Source organism: Devosia pacifica, assembly GCF_014652635.1.
Classification (GTDB): domain Bacteria; phylum Pseudomonadota; class Alphaproteobacteria; order Rhizobiales; family Devosiaceae; genus Devosia; species Devosia pacifica.
Window position 1 is genome coordinate 598,536 of the sequence record NZ_BMZE01000001.1, and the last position, 14,530, is coordinate 613,065.

Here is a 14,530-nt window from a genome sequence, read left to right on the forward strand (position 1 = left end):
CGGGCGGGCGAACCTGACCACAAACCGCTGCAAAGCGGAAGGGCTGAACGCACAATTTTGCAGCTTTTCGTCTGTCTTGTATGGAAGAACTTGCCTAAAAGTCGCGCTGAAGGCAACTGGCTGCAGCGCCGGGCGTGTGCGGGACGTTGCACCCAGCCACTTGGGCAGCTAACACGAGACCGCGCACTCAACAGGCACAGGATCGACAATGACGGCGAAGCTCTCCAAGTTCGACTTGACCGGCCGCCGTGCCCTGATCACCGGTTCGAGCCGCGGTATCGGGTTCGCAATTGCCGAAGCGCTTGCCGGGGCCGGCGCGGAGATCATCCTCAACGGCCGCAACACCGAGGCGCTAGGGGACGCTGCGTCGCGACTGGCGGAGGCCGGAGCCACTGTGAAGGCGGTGGCATTCGATGTGACAAGCGCGGAGAGCGTAGCCGAAGGCATCCAGTATTGCGAATCCGAGCTCGGCGGTATCGACATTCTCGTCAACAATGCCGGCGTACAGATCCGTGGTCCCCTCGACTCCTACGATCTGGCTGATTTCGAATTAATGATGTCGACCCATGTGACAGCAACCTTCAACGTCTCGAAGACAGCTGCGGCCGGCATGATCGGGCGAGGCCGTGGCCGTATCATCAATATCTGCTCCGTGCTGACGAATGTTTCGCGCCCAACCGCCGCACCTTATGGCGCCGCAAAGGCCGCCATCGGTAATCTTACCCGGGGCATGGCGGCAGATTGGGCGAAGCATGGCATCAACGCCAACGCCATCGCGCCAGGTTATTTCAAGACCGAACTCAACACTGCGCTGATGGCTGACGCCGATTTCAACGCCTGGGTTGAAACACGCACTCCCATGGGCCGCTGGGGCGAACTCGAAGAACTCGGCGGTGCGGCAATATTCCTCGCCTCGGATGCCGCCAGCTTCGTAAATGGCCACATCCTTTACGTCGACGGCGCGTTTACCGCAGTAGTCTGAAGCTTAGCCACTCGGAGGGCAGATCTTGCAGCCGGCACGTATCATTATCGTCATGGGGGTCAGTTCCTCAGGCAAGTCCACCATCGGCCAGTCGGTGGCCCGCAGCCTGCACGTGCCATTTCTCGACGGTGACCAGTACCACCCGGAATCAAATGTCGAGAAGATGCGGTCAGGAACGCCTTTGGTCGATGAGGACCGATGGCCGTGGCTCGAGGCGCTCGCAAATGCTTTGTCAGCCGCAGCAGATCGCAAGGATGCTGCCGTTGGTGCCTGCTCGGCCCTAAGGCGTGCTTATCGCGATTTTCTGGTAGAGAAGGCTGGCGAACCAATCCTCTTCGTCTATCTGAAGGGCGACAAGCAGACGATTGGCGAGCGCATCGCCAAGCGAAAGCACGAGTATATGCCGGCGAGCCTGCTGGACAGCCAGTTCGCAACGCTCGAAGAGCCCGATCCTGCCACCGAGAACGTGCTGGAAGTACCGGTCACCGATAGCATCGAAAAGCTCACGCGCACCGTGACGGACGCCCTAGATCACCTCAAGACCTTCAAGCGCAAGCAATAAAGTGGTCAGGTGCCGCGCTGCTTGAGTGTTGCCGGCTCTATTGCGTTTTCCGGCAAAGCCTCACGTGCACGGCGCAAACCGCGCGATTGCCCGAACGCGACAAGCGCCGCGGCACCGACGATCAGCATGGCGCCGACTACAGAAAATGCATCGAGCGCTGTGCCTAGCAGAACGATATCGAATACGAATGCCCAGAGAATTCCCGTGTATTCGTAAGGTGCAATGACGGATACCGGAGCGCGGGCAAGCCCTTCCGAAAACATAATGTGTCCGATACCGCCTAGAACCCCTGCTCCAACAAGCAGGGTCCAGGCGTAGAGGTCGAGCTCCACCCAGCCGAAAATCAGCGTCGCGAGGCCACCCAGGCTGGAGGCTATAGCAAATGACAAGGCAATGCTTGAGGCAGGGTCGGTCTTCGTAAGGTCTTTGACCTGAACCCGCGACAGCGCGCTGGTCGCTGCCATGCCCACCCCGCACAGCACGCCGATGATTGCGCCTTCGCGCACCTCGGCCCCCAGCAAGGTTGGGAACAGCATGACGATGATGCCGCCAAAACCAAGCAGAACGCCTGCAAACACCGCAACGCCGGGCCGCTCACGCAGGAACACCATCGCGGCCGCGATCGAGAGAATCGGCGCCAGATAGCTGAGCGCTGTCGCAACACCAACCGCAAGATAGCTCAGGGCGGTGAAATTCAAGAACATGATGAGACAGCCGAGCGCGCCGCGAATGACGTGCTTGTGCGGATAGCGAGTGCGCAAGGCCCCGGGCAGCTCGCCCCGGACAGCCATGTAGATCAGCACAGGAAAAATGGCCACAAAGCTTCGCCAGAAGACGATTTGCCCCACTGGAGCAATCTCAGCCGCCTCGTGCACCGCAGAGTTCATTGCGGTCATCATGATGATGGCGCAGGTGACGAGGACCAGCGCTAGTCTGGTATTGGGCTGGTGCAAAGTCATGTCAGATCCGGCGGGAGTCGTGCTGTCCTACGGACACCGACAAGAGCAATCAAGCCCAGACTAGCCCTAAACGCCTGCCAGAGTGGAATTATAATACGCCTCTTCGCCGGTCACCTCGCGACCGAGCCAGCGCGGGCGCTCGAAATCTTCAGCCTCGTCACCCAGCTCGATCTCCGCGAGGACCAGCCCGTCATGCGCGCCCTCGAACACATCGATCTCCCAGACCCTGTGGCCCGCACCAACAATATGCCGACATTTTTGGATGACCAGTGGCTGCGCCAGCTCCAGCAACTCGCGCGCATCCTCGATCGGTATGTCGTACTCGAATTCCAGCCGACTGAAGCCGAATTCTTTTCCCTTTATGGTAAGCTTGGCGCGTTGGTCGTCGTAGCTTCGCACCCTTACGGAATTGCCGGCGCCACGGCTGAGATAGCCCTGAGCAATGGCGTGGCTCTCTCGGACCTCATCGCGCCATGCGTCTCCGTCGACCAGAAACTTCCGTTCGATCTCGACGCCCATGCGACTAATCCTTCATCAAACCCCAAAATCCCTCAAACCGCTTCCTCAGTGTAGAGGGCGATTCGATAGCCAGTTGTTGGCCCAACTCAAAAGCAGTTGCTTCAAGCTGGCTTTGCCTCTCTTTGGCTGTGCGTTCGAGAAGCGCGTCCTGCTCGTCCTCCGTATCCAGCATGGAACGGAAGATGGCGATATCGTGGTGATCACCTAGCAGGTCGCCAAGGTCCTTCAAAGCACTGGCGCGCGCTTTAAGCATCGCTGGCGCAGCGTCGCGCAAAAGGCTCACGTGATACCAATGATATTTCGCGCGCTTGCGCCACTCATGCATAGTCTCGGTCGAAGGATTTTCGCGCGCCTCGTGCATGGCGCTTCGCATGCGTCTGTACGTTTTCGTAAGGCCGCCTTCGATTGCGGCAAATCCGTCTTCATCAATCCGCCAGCGCTTGACCGCCCGGCGTAAGCGCTTCATCTCGGATACGAACTCACTGAGCAGCTGTTCGGGGTCGGATCCCGCCTCTGCTTCGGATTTGCGTGCCTCGAGCTCAAGGCGCTTGCTACGATACGCGGCCTCGGAGACTTCGTGGGCCTCGCCGGTGTCACCCTCTGCTTTCAAGTCATCCAACGTCTCGATCTGGACCGTCGCATCGCGCGACACGGCCAAGCGTCTGGCGGCATCACGAAGGGTGGCATTAGCTTTCTCATACCCATCGAACTCGGGGCGCACCACGCGCACGAGGCCGCGCATTTTCTTGCAGCGCTTGCGAACGGCGTGAATGCGCTCTTCGCTATCGATGCTCTTGTCCTCAGCCGTCTCGATGGCCTTGTCGATCTGTTCGCGGGCGATGCGTCTGACCGCATGCTGTATAGAGCGATCCTTGCGCTTGAACTTGAAAGACAACACATTCTCCAGACAGTAAGAGGGCCGCTGTCGCGGCCCTTTCGAAGGTCTAAACGGTATTCTTATTAGTGCCTTGCAGCATCACGGCCTTTGTCAGCCGCCTCACCCATCTTTTGCTGAGTCTTGCCGGCCGCCTTGTCCAGCTTACCCTCCGCCTGTAGACGGTCGTTACCGGTAATTTTACCGGCTGCGTCCTTCAAAGCGCCTTTGGCTTGCTTGCCTGCGCCGTCGATCCGATTCTTGTCCATGATGCACCTCCTGTGCGATGCGATACAAACGCCGTCATCGCCGCATCGTTCCTGCGCCTCGGCGCACCGCCCAGATACCTGTTGAATAGCTCATGCCCCAGCGTCCGCCGCCGTCAGATCCGCTGCCAACACTGCTCGATTATCATCCCCCGACCGAGCCCGATCTGGTGGTGATCCACGAGGACAACGACATCCTCATTTTCGATAAGCCCAGTGGTCTATTGAGTGTGCCGGGACGGCATCCGTCGCTGTGGGACAGCATCCGACACCGCGCACGCAAGCGCTGGCCCACGGCAGAGATGGTTCACAGGCTCGATAAGGACACATCAGGCCTGATACTGATGGCGCTCAACAAGCCGGCGCATGCGAAACTTGGGATGCAGTTCGAGAAGCGTTCGACCCGCAAGAGCTACGTGGCGCGGGTCGACGGCGTCCTCACAGACGATGAAGGTCTCGTTGATCTGCCCCTGATGACGGATTGGGACAACAAGCCACGCCAGCGCGTGGATTTCGAGAATGGCCGCGAGGCGCGCACGCAATGGTCGGTTATCGATCGCGAGGAAATTGCGACGCGCCTTCGCTTGGTGCCGCTCACCGGTCGCACGCACCAGTTGAGGGTTCACATGAAGGCAATCGGCCATGTGATTCTGGGAGATGCGTTTTATGCTGAAGGTAACGCGCTTGCCGCAGCGGACCGCCTGCAACTGCATGCGGAAGAACTCGGTTTCGTACACCCCACGACTGGTGAGGACTGCACCTTCGTCGTGAAGGCGCCATTCTGAGGATCAGCTTCACCTTACACCGGCGCGGGGCCGACATAACGCACCGAGATCTTGTGAAAGAGATGCCCGTCTTTCATCGTGGCAAGCCAACGCCAGAATTCGTCTTTATCAGCAAACCCGGCGCGCCGGGCTTCCTCTTCAGTCACGGCTTCGGGCGTCGTTTCGTCCATGGCTTCGATGGCCAGCAAGCCCACCTTGGTCTTCAGTGTTCCGCCCGCTTTCACACTTGGGCGCTTCCAGCGTCGAAACACCAGGTCGACCTCCCCGGCCTTGATCTTCTCCAGCAGGTCACGCTTCAGCAGCATGGCTTATCCCCGTAGTTGGGCAATGTGAAGATTGTCACCGAGGTGCGCTTATGACAAACACACGCTCATTGCGGGCGTGGTGGAATGGTAGACACAAGGGACTTAAAATCCCTGGCCTATGGCATGCGGGTTCGAGTCCCGCCGCCCGTACCACCAGGTGATCAGTCGGTTCCACCGGAGATCGGTGCCGCATAGGCCACGTCGAGGTCCCAGGGGAAGAAGATCCAGGTGTCTTGGCTCACTTCGGTGATAAAGGTGTCGACCATCTCTCGGCCTTTGGGCTTGGCATAGACAGTCGCGAAGTGCGCGCCCGGAAGCATGTCGCGCACGGCGCGCGCCGTGGCACCGGTATCCACCAGATCATCGACGATGAGCACGCGGCCACCATTGGCTGCAACATCGAGCACCGGCTTGCTGATTTGCTTCAGCACCTGCACCTGGCCTTGTGCCTGATGGTCATAGGATTTTACCGCGACTGTCTCAACGACCCGAATGTTCAGTTCGCGAGCAACGATGGCAGCAGGCACAAGACCGCCGCGGGCAATCGCCACGACGGCGTCAAAACCACCCTGCCCCATCAGCCGCCACGCGAGGGCACGGCTATCGCGGTGGAACTGATCCCAACTGACGGGGAATGACTTCTGGTTGTCGCTCAACTCGCTTGTCTCCGTATTGACGCGGCGGCAGCCTCTAGGATCATGTTGTGGGCGCCCGCTACTGTTGTTCGGTCGGAAGTTCGACGCCCGCTTTGGCATGAGCATCTGACACCATGGCCCGCACCCGCTCCGCAGCGAGGTGCAGGCGCTCCTCGTCGGCGGACCGTAGCACGAGTTCGGTCATCACGCGATCCGCGCCCATCTGCGGATAGCTGCCCATCTTCACGTCGGGAAACTCCTGCTGCAGAAGGCCAAGCGGCCCGCCAACAGTCCCTTCGCCGACATAGGCCTTGATCGCGACAGACATGACCTTGCGTCCGCCCTTGAGCGTTGGCGCCAGCGCTTCCAGCATCGCCTTCATGATCACCGGCACGCCGGCCATGACGTGAACGTTCTCGATCCGGAAGCCGGGTGCAGCGCTGACCGAATTCACGATGAGGTCGGCCCCTTCCGGAATCCGGGCCATGCGCAGCCGCGCCTCCGTCACCTCCGTCCCCGTCTTGCGCCAGCGCGATTCCAGCATCTCGCGAGCTTCAGGGTTGATCGGCAGCGCCACCTGAAAGGCGGCAGCGACGGCATCGGCTGTAATGTCATCGTGGGTAGGACCGATACCGCCTGTGGTGAAGACATAGGTGTAGCGCGCGCGCAACGTGTTCACCGCTTCGACGATAGCGTCGACCTCATCTGACACCACACGTACTTCCTTGAGTTCGATGCCGAGATCGGTGCAAAACTCTGCGGTTGTTGCGATGTTGATGTCCTTGGTGCGCCCGGAGAGAATTTCGTCGCCGATTACCACCATGCCGGCGGTCACAATTCCCTGGTCGTCCTGCATATGCTTGTCCTCTCGCTTGCTGCATGCCATGCCCCGCAGCAGGGGAAAAATCAAGGGAGAGCGAAGCCTTTGCCCCAACCGCGCTCACCTCTTCCCTTGCTCGGCTGCAGACATTACGTTGCAGAGGGGTTACTTCAGCCCAAAGCGGAGATCCGATGACTACCTATACCGACGCCCGCAACAAGTCCCGCCGCACTCCCGGCGTGATACCTCTTCATGGCGAAGCGGGCTTCGAAGGCATGCGCCGCGCCGGCAGGCTGACTGCAGAAGCACTCGACATGCTGGTGGACTATGCACAGCCAGGCGTATCAACGCTCAAGCTGGATCAGCTTGCCTATGAGTTCGCCCGGGACAACGGTGCCGTGCCGGCAACTCTTTTCTACAAAGGCTACCGGCATTCGACCTGCATATCGATCAACCACGTTGTCTGCCACGGCATACCCGACGACCGGCCGCTGCGTGAAGGTGACATCGCCAATATCGATCTCACCCTCGTTCTCGATGGTTGGCACGGCGACTCGAGCCGTATGTACCCGATCGGCGAGATTTCTCGCAAAGCCGAACGGCTGATCGAAGTGACCTATGAAAGCCTTGCTCGCGGCATCGACGCTGCCCGTGCCGGCCACACCACCGGCGACATCGGGGCTGCCATTCAGGCCTATGCGGAGGGCGAGCGGACGAGCGTTGTGCGGGATTTCGTCGGCCACGGTGTAGGTCAGCTGTTTCACGACGAGCCGAACATCATGCATTTCGGCACACCGGGGATGGGGCCGGAGCTGAAGCCCGGCATGATCTTCACCATTGAGCCAATGATCAACCTCGGCAAGCCGCACGTGAAGATCCTGGCGGATGGCTGGACAGCGGTAACGCGCGACCGGACTTTGTCCGCGCAGTGCGAACACACGATCGGAATTACCGAGACCGGGTGCGAGGTGTTCACCGCCTCGCCTGCCAACCTGTTCAATCCTCTCGTTGCGCGGCGCTGACCGTGCACTCGGGCGGCAGTGAGAAAGGCAAGGGTCTTTCCGAAGCGCTCCCGCACTACACCGGGCACAGGGAACGTGCACGCCAGCGCTTTATCGAAATCGGCGGGGAGTCTCTCAAGGACTATGAGCTGTTGGAGTTGATGCTGCACATCATCATTCCGCAAAAAGATACAAAGCCTCTGGCAAAGGAACTCCTGAGCCGGTTCGGCTCGTTCTCAGAAGTGCTCGGCGCTCCCAGACAGCGACTGGCGGAGATCAAGGGTCTTGGTCAGACGACCATCACGCACATCAAGGTCATACAGGCCGTTGGCCAACGCTACAGCCGCGACCAGATCGTACGCGATCGGCCAATTCTCGGTTCATGGACACAATTGATCGAGTACTGTCGCGCGCAGATGGCATACGAATCCATCGAGCAGTTTCGCATTCTGTTTCTCGACAAGAAAAACCTGCTGATTGCCGACGAGGTCCAGCAAACCGGTACGGTGGACCACACGCCCGTATACACACGCGAGGTGATTAAGCGCGCGCTGGAACTGTCGGCGACGGCGCTGATACTGGTTCACAATCATCCTTCAGGCGATCCCCAACCCTCTGCGGCAGACGTGCGAATGACGCGCGAGATCGCCGATATCGCGCAATCCATGGGGATCACGCTGCACGACCATCTGGTCATCGGCAAATCCGGTCACACATCCCTGCGCAGCCTCAAGCTGATCTAGCGAACGCCGGAGGGTCTTTCTGCACCCTGCAGCTTCTGGGCAAACTTGCGGCGCATATCAAGAAGCCATCGTGCAGACTTGGCCCTGGCCCTCAGCGCATGCAGCAGCTGGTGGGCGCGGCCGTGCAGATGGCCCAGTGGTGTCAGTGGCACGTAATGATGATAAAGCGGCATCTGGACATTGCACCAGTGACGCTTCTCGTCGGTGAGGCCTGCGCCCATATCAAAGAGCCGATAGCCATCATCGAAGATCGACTGCATCACGCGTAGCAGACATTGCTTGCCCGGTGACCCCGCCTGAATGGCTGGATCTTCGCTCATCGAGGAGATCAGGCAGAACATCCTCTCGCCCTCAACGATATTGTACCGTGTCGCAACAATTCGTCCCTCAAGCCGGAGGACATGCAGAACGACCTCAACGCCGGAGTCGAAAGAGAGCATGTCGCGGTATAGGTCCCGAATGCCTTTGGTTTGGAACGGGTTACGCACACCCATCGCCCGAAACCGTACCGCCCTCTGCTCGAACATTGTGTTGATGACGTCATCGACATCGTCACCATTGCGCAAGACTTCGAACTGCACCTCGCCGAGCGCGCTGAGCTTATCTCCCTGCTGGCGATCATGCTTGCGCCGGGAGCGACCGCGCTGGGTCTTGTCACACTCTTCCCAGCTCTCGAACTGCGCCCGATAGAGCGTGTCGACCGGAATGCGGGTTCCGATGCCGCCTAGGCACATCAACGGATCCCCCGACTCGCACGGCACACTGCGAAGCACTGCAATGTCCGCGCCTTTCAATGCGCCGAACACGTCCCGCCAGAAGGCCTGTCGTTCCGGCTCGCTCAACTGCTTTAATGCTGCGCCGACTACCGGGCCGTTGCATCCCACGTGCGCACCCGGAAAAAACGAGAGCACGCGGATACCGTACCGCCACCTGATGTGAAGCGCCAACAAAGCGGCAGGCCGACAGCCAATGTAGGCCACGGCGTAAAGCTGCGAGTTGGCAGGGATCTGCTGATGCTTAATCCACTCTCGTGTGAACCCGAAGGACTGCCCTGGAGAATTTTGAGCAGCCTCTGACGCCAATTGCGACCAGACGCCCTGAACTGAATTCAGATCGTGGTGTAGCTCAACACGAATCTTACGACCTGCGTTGAGTTCATGCGCAGTACGAACGTAGCGATCCTCCAACACGGACGTGTCGTGCTCTTCAATGTCGCCCCGTGCTGTGGCCAAAGCCATGTCGCCCCCGTCTTTCCAGCGAATATGCGCCAAATATCCAACGGCATCAAAACATTCGCCTGCGAAAGGTTAAGGGCGAATGGCGCTGATCAGCCAAACTGGCTAAGCACCGGAAACGTCTCCAGAAACCAGAAGGACAATCGGGTGAACTGACCAGTCAGGAACAGTACGCCTGTCACGACCAGAAACGCGCCCATGACTTTCTCCACCACGCCGAGATGGCGCCGGAAGCCGTTAAAAAACGCCAGGAACGGGCCGATCGCGAGGCCTGCAAGCAGAAATGGCACCCCGAGGCCGAGGGAATAGAGGCCCAGAAGCGCTGCCCCTTCCAGCGCCGTATCACGGCTCGCGGCTACGGACAGAATGGCAGCAAGGATTGGACCGATGCAGGGCGTCCAGCCTATGGCGAAGGCGAGCCCCAGAAGAAAGCCACCAACCGGACCACTTGCCGCGGTCGGCCCATTGTGCCGCACCTGTCGGTCGAGCAATGCCAGGCGGTAGACGCCGAGAAAGTGCAGCCCCATCGCGATGATCACCAGCCCGGCGATCGGCGTGAGGATTGGCAACGCTTGCCGGAACACTTGCCCGAACGCTGTCGCGGTCGCGCCGAGCGTAACAAAAATGACGGAGAACCCAAGAATGAAGAACAACGACGTCCCGACCACACGACGCTGCAGGGCGCCGGTGCGCAGTTCGCCATCGCGCAACTGCTCGAAACTGGCGCCGCTCATATAGGTCAGATAGGGCGGCACGAGCGGTAGAACGCACGGGCTCAGAAAGCTCAATATGCCGGCCCCGAAGACGATTGGCAGGGAAAATTCCAAGTCGCACCTCCGCGTACGTCCCTGTTAAGCGTCATGTACGCCGTCGGCAATGCGCTTTCGCGACGCAGCACCCGCCAAGCTTGCCGCCGGCTTGGCGAGAGGCTAAGGCAGGCACGAAGCGCTACGCGAAACGAGGACACAGATCATGACATCGAGACCGGTTCGCATCGCGCCATCCATATTGGCGGCAGATTTCACCAAGCTGGGCGCGGAAGTCGAGGCCGTCGATAAGGCCGGCGCCGACTATATCCACGTGGACATCATGGACGGACACTTCGTTCCGAATATCAGTTTTGGCCCTGTTGTTCTCAATGCAATACGCGCGCGCACCGAGAAAACGCTGGATGTCCACCTGATGATCGCGCCGGTGGACCGCTACATCGCTGATTTCGCCGATGCCGGCGCCGATATCATCACCGTACACGCTGAAGCCGGCCCTCACCTGCACCGATCGATCCAGGCGGTCCGGGCGCACGGCAAGAAAGCAGGCGTTTCCATCAACCCCGCAACACCTGTGTCTGTACTCGAGCACGTGATTGATGACGTGGACTTGATCCTGATCATGTCGGTCAACCCAGGGTTTGGCGGACAATCATTTATCCCGGCCGCTCTCGACAAGCTGCGCCAGGCGCGTCAGCTGATCGGCAACCGCCCGATCGACCTCGAGGTGGATGGGGGCATCAGTGCAGACAATGCACGCGAAGTCGCCGATGCGGGCGCCAACGTCTTCGTCGCCGGTTCGTCGATCTTCAAAGGCAACGATCCCGATACCTACGCCAGCCGCATCGAACAGATCCGCACCAACGCCACCAGCCGCATCGCCTGAACGAAAGATAAGGATTCTACCGGAGATGATCCCGCGCTACGCCCGTCCCGAAATGGTCGCCATCTGGTCTGCCGAGAGCAAGTACCGCATCTGGTTCGAGATCGAAGCACACGCGACGGACGCCCTTGCCGGGCTCGGCATCGTTCCGAAGGAAGCGGCACAGACAATCTGGGAGAAAGGTGGTTCCGCCAGTTTTGATGTGGAGCGTATCGACGAGATCGAGCGGACCACCAAGCACGATGTCATTGCCTTTCTCACCCACCTTAGTGAGATCGTGGGGCCGGAAGCGCGTTTCGTTCATCAGGGGATGACCTCCTCGGACGTCCTCGACACCACTCTGTCCGTACAGCTGAGCCGGGCCGCCGATCTGCTCCTTTCTGATATTGATTCGTTGCTCGAGGCGTTGAAGACGCGCGCCATGGAGCACAGGAACACCGTCACCATTGGCCGGAGTCACGGGATTCACGCTGAACCCACCACGTTCGGCGTCAAGCTCGCAGAGGCATACGCAGAGTTCGCGCGGAACCGGGCACGCCTCGCGGCTGCACGTGAGGAAGTCGCCGTCTGCGCCATTTCTGGTGCGGTTGGCACATTCGCGAATATCGATCCATCCGTTGAGGAGCACGTTGCTGAAAAGCTGGGTCTGCGGCCCGAGCCGGTTTCGACCCAGGTGATCCCGCGCGACCGGCACGCAATGTTCTTCGCTACCCTCGGCGTCATTGCCTCGTCGATTGAACGGGTCGCTACCGAGATACGCCACCTGCAGCGGACCGAGGTGCTCGAGGCGGAGGAGTACTTCTCCCCCGGCCAGAAAGGTTCTTCGGCCATGCCGCACAAGCGCAATCCTGTGCTCACCGAAAACCTCACAGGCTTGGCGCGTCTCGTGCGCGGCATGGTGGCCCCTGCCCTTGAGAACGTGGCGCTCTGGCACGAGCGCGACATCTCGCACTCCTCCGTCGAACGGATGATTGGCCCCGACGCCACCATAACGCTCGACTTTGCGCTCGCTCGCTTGACCTCGGTGATCAAGAACCTGCTGGTTTACCCGGAGAACATGCAGCGCAATCTCGACCTGCTTGGCGGCTTGCATAACTCGCAGCGCGTGTTGCTTGCGTTGACGCAGGCCGGCTTCTCGCGAGAGGACAGCTATGCGCTGGTCCAGCGCAACGCCATGAAGGTTTGGGAACTACGTGAGGACCGCACCGGCAAGTTCGCTCAGTTCCTCAAGGAAGACAGCGAAGTGACTCTCTCCGATGAACAAATCGACGCTATGTTTGATGAGGGTTATCATCTCAAGCACGTCGATACGATCTTCTCACGAGTTTTCGGAGCCAATGCGTGAAGGTATCGGAAGCCGACATTTTGATTCTGCCAGGCCTCGGCAATAGCGGTCGCGGGCACTGGCAAAGGCGCTGGGCGGAAAGGCTTTCGTCCGGACAGTTCATCGAACAGAAGAACTGGGACAAGCCGAAGCTCGAGGAGTGGGTGGCCACGATCGAGCGGCATGTCATGATGTCCACACGCCCGGTGGTTCTCGTCGCTCATTCGCTGTCGGTATTGGCCGTTGCGCATGCCGCTGCGCGGATGGCTGACACCAAGGTGCGCGGCGCTTTTCTGGTAGCGGCACCCGACCCTGAGTTGAACTCCAAGGTCGCGCGAACGGCCAGGGCATTCTCACCAGTGCCGCGAGATCCGCTGCCGTTTCCCTCGATGCTTGTCAGTTCCAGCACCGACAGGTTCTGCTCGCTTGAGCGTGCCGTGGATTTCGCCACTTGCTGGGGCTCGGACTTTCACGACGCGGGCGATGCTGGACACATCGATGAAGAATCGGGCCACGGTCCGTGGCCCGAAGGTTTGCTGATGTTTACCCGGTTGATGCAGAGACTGCGGGCCTAGCCTTCGGCCAGCACCTGTTCCTGCGCCTGGGTCACCAGCTGGGCCATCTTCTGGCGGATCGTCTCGTCGCTTACGTCGACATTCTTGGCCTTGAGGTCACCGCTGACCTTGCGGAAAACGTCTTCTTCGCCGGCCTCTTCAAAATCTGATGCTACCACTTGGGCAGCGTAGGCTTTGGCCTCCTGGCCTTCGAGCCCCATAAGTTCAGCGGCCCAGATTCCCAACAGCTTGTTGCGCCGCGCCTCTGCCTTGAATCGGAGTTCAGCATCATGGGCAAACTTGGCCTCATGGCTCTTGCGACGATCATCGAAACTGGACATGGCTTCTCCCGAAAATTGCCCTGGTGATCACCCTACCGAGATAGTCACGCAATCACGCTCCTGCAACGGCGTTGTGGCGGCCATCGTGCCGATTCCTCCGGGGAGGAAGCATTCGCGACGAGCGAAAGGGCTTGCAAGTTTGCCCTTTTCTGGCGCATGAAGCGGCCCGATTGCAACCATCTCCCTTATCGACAAGCGGCAGGACCAGAATGAATCGTCGGCGCAGAATCTATGAGGGCAAGGCCAAGATCCTGTTCGAGGGTCCTGAGCCCGGTACTCTGGTTCAGTATTTCAAGGACGACGCGACTGCTGGCAATGGCGCCAAGCATGAAGTCATGGACGGCAAGGGCGTACTCAATAACCGCATTTCCGAGTTCGTCTTCAGCAAGCTGAATGCCCTCGGCATCCCCACGCATTTCATTCGTCGAATCAATATGCGCGAGCAGCTGATCAAGGAAGTGGAAATCATTCCGCTTGAGATCATTGTGCGCAACGTTGCCGCTGGCTCTCTCGTCAAGCGGCTTGGCCTTGAGCCTGGGACCCAGCTTCCCCGCTCGATCATCGAGTTCTGCTACAAGGATGACGCTCTGGGCGACCCGATGGTCTCGGAAGAGCACATCACAGCGTTCGGTTGGGCGACGCCTCAGGAACTTGACGACATCATGTCGCTGGCTATCCGCGTCAACGATTTCCTTTCCGGCCTTTTCATGGGTGTCGGGATCCAGCTCGTAGACTTCAAGATCGAAGTTGGTCGGCTCTATGAAGGCGACCTCATGCGCATTGTTCTCGCCGACGAGATCTCCCCCGACAGCTGTCGGCTCTGGGACACCAAGACCCGCAACAAGTTGGACAAGGACCGCTTCCGTGAAGACCTCGGCGGCGTGGTCGATGCTTACCGTGAGGTCGCGCAGCGGCTTGGTATCCTGGTGGAAGCCGAGAACGCCCTCACTACCGGCCCGCGGCTCGTTCAGTAAG

At 59.7% G+C, this 14,530-nt stretch carries 19 protein-coding genes and 1 tRNA gene; 10 read left to right on the forward strand and 10 right to left on the reverse strand.

All coding sequences use genetic code 11. From position 1 onward, the window contains the following. The first annotated feature begins 208 nt into the window (after nucleotides 1–208). Together IE127_RS03005 and IE127_RS03010 are read left to right on the forward strand one after the other, a co-directional pair. Nucleotides 209–982 carry an SDR family oxidoreductase gene (locus IE127_RS03005; RefSeq protein ID WP_189423227.1) on the forward strand — a complete coding sequence of 258 codons (774 nt, stop codon included), beginning with the start codon at nucleotides 209–211 and terminating at the stop codon, nucleotides 980–982. Between the two features lie 25 nt (nucleotides 983–1,007). Next, on the forward strand, nucleotides 1,008–1,544 hold the full coding sequence (locus IE127_RS03010; protein ID WP_244639905.1) for a gluconokinase: 537 nt from the start codon (nucleotides 1,008–1,010) through the stop codon (nucleotides 1,542–1,544). 5 nt (nucleotides 1,545–1,549) lie between these two features. On the opposite strand, the gene IE127_RS03015 is transcribed toward IE127_RS03010, so the two are convergent. The 4 genes from IE127_RS03015 to IE127_RS03030 all read right to left on the reverse strand — a co-directional run bounded on the left by IE127_RS03015 (nucleotide 1,550) and on the right by IE127_RS03030 (nucleotide 4,165). After that, the gene (locus tag IE127_RS03015; protein ID WP_189423229.1) at nucleotides 1,550–2,503 is read right to left on the reverse strand and encodes a DMT family transporter; all 954 of its coding nucleotides are present in this window, start codon (nucleotides 2,501–2,503) and stop codon (nucleotides 1,550–1,552) included. 66 nt (nucleotides 2,504–2,569) lie between these two features. Beyond that, nucleotides 2,570–3,022 carry a CYTH domain-containing protein gene (locus IE127_RS03020; RefSeq protein ID WP_189423231.1) on the reverse strand — a complete coding sequence of 151 codons (453 nt, stop codon included), beginning with the start codon at nucleotides 3,020–3,022 and terminating at the stop codon, nucleotides 2,570–2,572. Between the two features lie 4 nt (nucleotides 3,023–3,026). Then, nucleotides 3,027–3,917, reverse strand: a complete 891-nt coding sequence (locus tag IE127_RS03025; protein WP_189423232.1) for a CHAD domain-containing protein — start codon at nucleotides 3,915–3,917, stop codon at nucleotides 3,027–3,029. Between the two features lie 65 nt (nucleotides 3,918–3,982). Then, on the reverse strand, nucleotides 3,983–4,165 hold the full coding sequence (locus IE127_RS03030) for a CsbD family protein (protein WP_189423234.1): 183 nt from the start codon (nucleotides 4,163–4,165) through the stop codon (nucleotides 3,983–3,985). A 92-nt stretch (nucleotides 4,166–4,257) separates the two neighbouring features. On the opposite strand from IE127_RS03030, the gene IE127_RS03035 reads away from it, so the two are divergent. Further along, nucleotides 4,258–4,947: an RluA family pseudouridine synthase gene (locus IE127_RS03035; protein WP_189423237.1), complete on the forward strand. Its 690-nt coding sequence runs from the start codon at nucleotides 4,258–4,260 to the stop codon at nucleotides 4,945–4,947. A 14-nt stretch (nucleotides 4,948–4,961) separates the two neighbouring features. Here the strand turns inward: IE127_RS03035 and IE127_RS03040 are convergent, their stop codons facing one another. Further along, on the reverse strand, nucleotides 4,962–5,252 hold the full coding sequence (locus tag IE127_RS03040; RefSeq protein WP_189423240.1) for an ASCH domain-containing protein: 291 nt from the start codon (nucleotides 5,250–5,252) through the stop codon (nucleotides 4,962–4,964). 70 nt (nucleotides 5,253–5,322) lie between these two features. Between IE127_RS03040 and IE127_RS03045 the strand changes: the two genes are divergently transcribed. Continuing rightward, nucleotides 5,323–5,405 (forward strand) — tRNA-Leu (locus IE127_RS03045). A gap of 8 nt (nucleotides 5,406–5,413) precedes the next feature. Here IE127_RS03045 and gpt read toward each other — a convergent pair. Then, nucleotides 5,414–5,908, reverse strand: a complete 495-nt coding sequence (gene gpt, locus IE127_RS03050) for a xanthine phosphoribosyltransferase (protein ID WP_244639907.1) — start codon at nucleotides 5,906–5,908, stop codon at nucleotides 5,414–5,416. A 58-nt stretch (nucleotides 5,909–5,966) separates the two neighbouring features. Continuing rightward, nucleotides 5,967–6,743: a competence/damage-inducible protein A gene (locus IE127_RS03055; RefSeq protein ID WP_189423245.1), complete on the reverse strand. Its 777-nt coding sequence runs from the start codon at nucleotides 6,741–6,743 to the stop codon at nucleotides 5,967–5,969. 155 nt (nucleotides 6,744–6,898) lie between these two features. On the opposite strand from IE127_RS03055, the gene map reads away from it, so the two are divergent. Both map and radC read left to right on the forward strand, forming a co-directional pair. Beyond that, complete coding sequence (map, locus tag IE127_RS03060; RefSeq protein ID WP_189423248.1) at nucleotides 6,899–7,729, forward strand: type I methionyl aminopeptidase; 831 nt, start codon at nucleotides 6,899–6,901, stop codon at nucleotides 7,727–7,729. Continuing rightward, nucleotides 7,726–8,451 carry a RadC family protein gene (radC, locus tag IE127_RS03065; RefSeq protein ID WP_189424657.1) on the forward strand — a complete coding sequence of 242 codons (726 nt, stop codon included), beginning with the start codon at nucleotides 7,726–7,728 and terminating at the stop codon, nucleotides 8,449–8,451. Before map ends, radC begins: the two co-directional genes overlap by 4 nt. Here the strand turns inward: radC and IE127_RS03070 are convergent. Both IE127_RS03070 and IE127_RS03075 read right to left on the reverse strand, forming a co-directional pair. Next, nucleotides 8,448–9,689, reverse strand: coding sequence for a GNAT family N-acetyltransferase (locus IE127_RS03070; RefSeq protein WP_189423251.1), 1,242 nt, complete (start codon nucleotides 9,687–9,689; stop codon nucleotides 8,448–8,450). The genes radC and IE127_RS03070 overlap by 4 nt on opposite strands. A gap of 89 nt (nucleotides 9,690–9,778) precedes the next feature. Continuing rightward, nucleotides 9,779–10,513 carry a cytochrome c biogenesis CcdA family protein gene (locus IE127_RS03075; protein ID WP_189423254.1) on the reverse strand — a complete coding sequence of 245 codons (735 nt, stop codon included), beginning with the start codon at nucleotides 10,511–10,513 and terminating at the stop codon, nucleotides 9,779–9,781. A 145-nt stretch (nucleotides 10,514–10,658) separates the two neighbouring features. On the opposite strand from IE127_RS03075, the gene rpe reads away from it, so the two are divergent. The 3 genes from rpe to IE127_RS03090 are packed head-to-tail and all read left to right on the forward strand — an operon-like array spanning nucleotide 10,659 to nucleotide 13,235. After that, entirely contained in the window at nucleotides 10,659–11,339 is a 681-nt protein-coding gene (rpe, locus tag IE127_RS03080) for a ribulose-phosphate 3-epimerase (protein ID WP_189423257.1), read from the forward strand. A 25-nt stretch (nucleotides 11,340–11,364) separates the two neighbouring features. Continuing rightward, nucleotides 11,365–12,681 carry an adenylosuccinate lyase gene (gene purB, locus IE127_RS03085; RefSeq protein ID WP_189423259.1) on the forward strand — a complete coding sequence of 439 codons (1,317 nt, stop codon included), beginning with the start codon at nucleotides 11,365–11,367 and terminating at the stop codon, nucleotides 12,679–12,681. Next, on the forward strand, nucleotides 12,678–13,235 hold the full coding sequence (locus tag IE127_RS03090; RefSeq protein WP_189423262.1) for an RBBP9/YdeN family alpha/beta hydrolase: 558 nt from the start codon (nucleotides 12,678–12,680) through the stop codon (nucleotides 13,233–13,235). Before purB ends, IE127_RS03090 begins: the two co-directional genes overlap by 4 nt. Here the strand turns inward: IE127_RS03090 and IE127_RS03095 are convergent. After that, nucleotides 13,232–13,555, reverse strand: a complete 324-nt coding sequence (locus IE127_RS03095) for a DUF1476 domain-containing protein (RefSeq protein WP_189423265.1) — start codon at nucleotides 13,553–13,555, stop codon at nucleotides 13,232–13,234. The genes IE127_RS03090 and IE127_RS03095 overlap by 4 nt on opposite strands. Nucleotides 13,556–13,764: 209 nt before the next feature. Here IE127_RS03095 and purC point away from each other — a divergent pair, with 209 nt between their 5' ends. Beyond that, a complete protein-coding gene (purC, locus tag IE127_RS03100) occupies nucleotides 13,765–14,529 on the forward strand; it encodes a phosphoribosylaminoimidazolesuccinocarboxamide synthase (RefSeq protein WP_189423268.1) in 765 nt (254 codons plus the stop codon). Nucleotide 14,530 lies beyond the last annotated feature (1 nt).

Excerpts from the sequence above, each read along its gene's own strand:
- IE127_RS03005 (WP_189423227.1), top strand. The coding sequence starts at position 209 with ATGACGGCGAAGCTCTCCAAGTTCGACTTGACCGGCCGCCGTGCCCTG.
- IE127_RS03015 (WP_189423229.1), bottom strand. The coding sequence starts at position 2,503 with ATGACTTTGCACCAGCCCAATACCAGACTAGCGCTGGTCCTCGTCACC.
- IE127_RS03020 (WP_189423231.1), bottom strand. The coding sequence starts at position 3,022 with ATGGGCGTCGAGATCGAACGGAAGTTTCTGGTCGACGGAGACGCATGG.
- IE127_RS03030 (WP_189423234.1), bottom strand. The coding sequence starts at position 4,165 with ATGGACAAGAATCGGATCGACGGCGCAGGCAAGCAAGCCAAAGGCGCT.
- IE127_RS03035 (WP_189423237.1), top strand. The coding sequence starts at position 4,258 with ATGCCCCAGCGTCCGCCGCCGTCAGATCCGCTGCCAACACTGCTCGAT.
- IE127_RS03040 (WP_189423240.1), bottom strand. The coding sequence starts at position 5,252 with ATGCTGCTGAAGCGTGACCTGCTGGAGAAGATCAAGGCCGGGGAGGTC.
- IE127_RS03055 (WP_189423245.1), bottom strand. The coding sequence starts at position 6,743 with ATGCAGGACGACCAGGGAATTGTGACCGCCGGCATGGTGGTAATCGGC.
- map (WP_189423248.1), top strand. The coding sequence starts at position 6,899 with ATGACTACCTATACCGACGCCCGCAACAAGTCCCGCCGCACTCCCGGC.
- IE127_RS03070 (WP_189423251.1), bottom strand. The coding sequence starts at position 9,689 with ATGGCTTTGGCCACAGCACGGGGCGACATTGAAGAGCACGACACGTCC.
- rpe (WP_189423257.1), top strand. The coding sequence starts at position 10,659 with ATGACATCGAGACCGGTTCGCATCGCGCCATCCATATTGGCGGCAGAT.
- purB (WP_189423259.1), top strand. The coding sequence starts at position 11,365 with ATGATCCCGCGCTACGCCCGTCCCGAAATGGTCGCCATCTGGTCTGCC.
- IE127_RS03095 (WP_189423265.1), bottom strand. The coding sequence starts at position 13,555 with ATGTCCAGTTTCGATGATCGTCGCAAGAGCCATGAGGCCAAGTTTGCC.
- purC (WP_189423268.1), top strand. The coding sequence starts at position 13,765 with ATGAATCGTCGGCGCAGAATCTATGAGGGCAAGGCCAAGATCCTGTTC.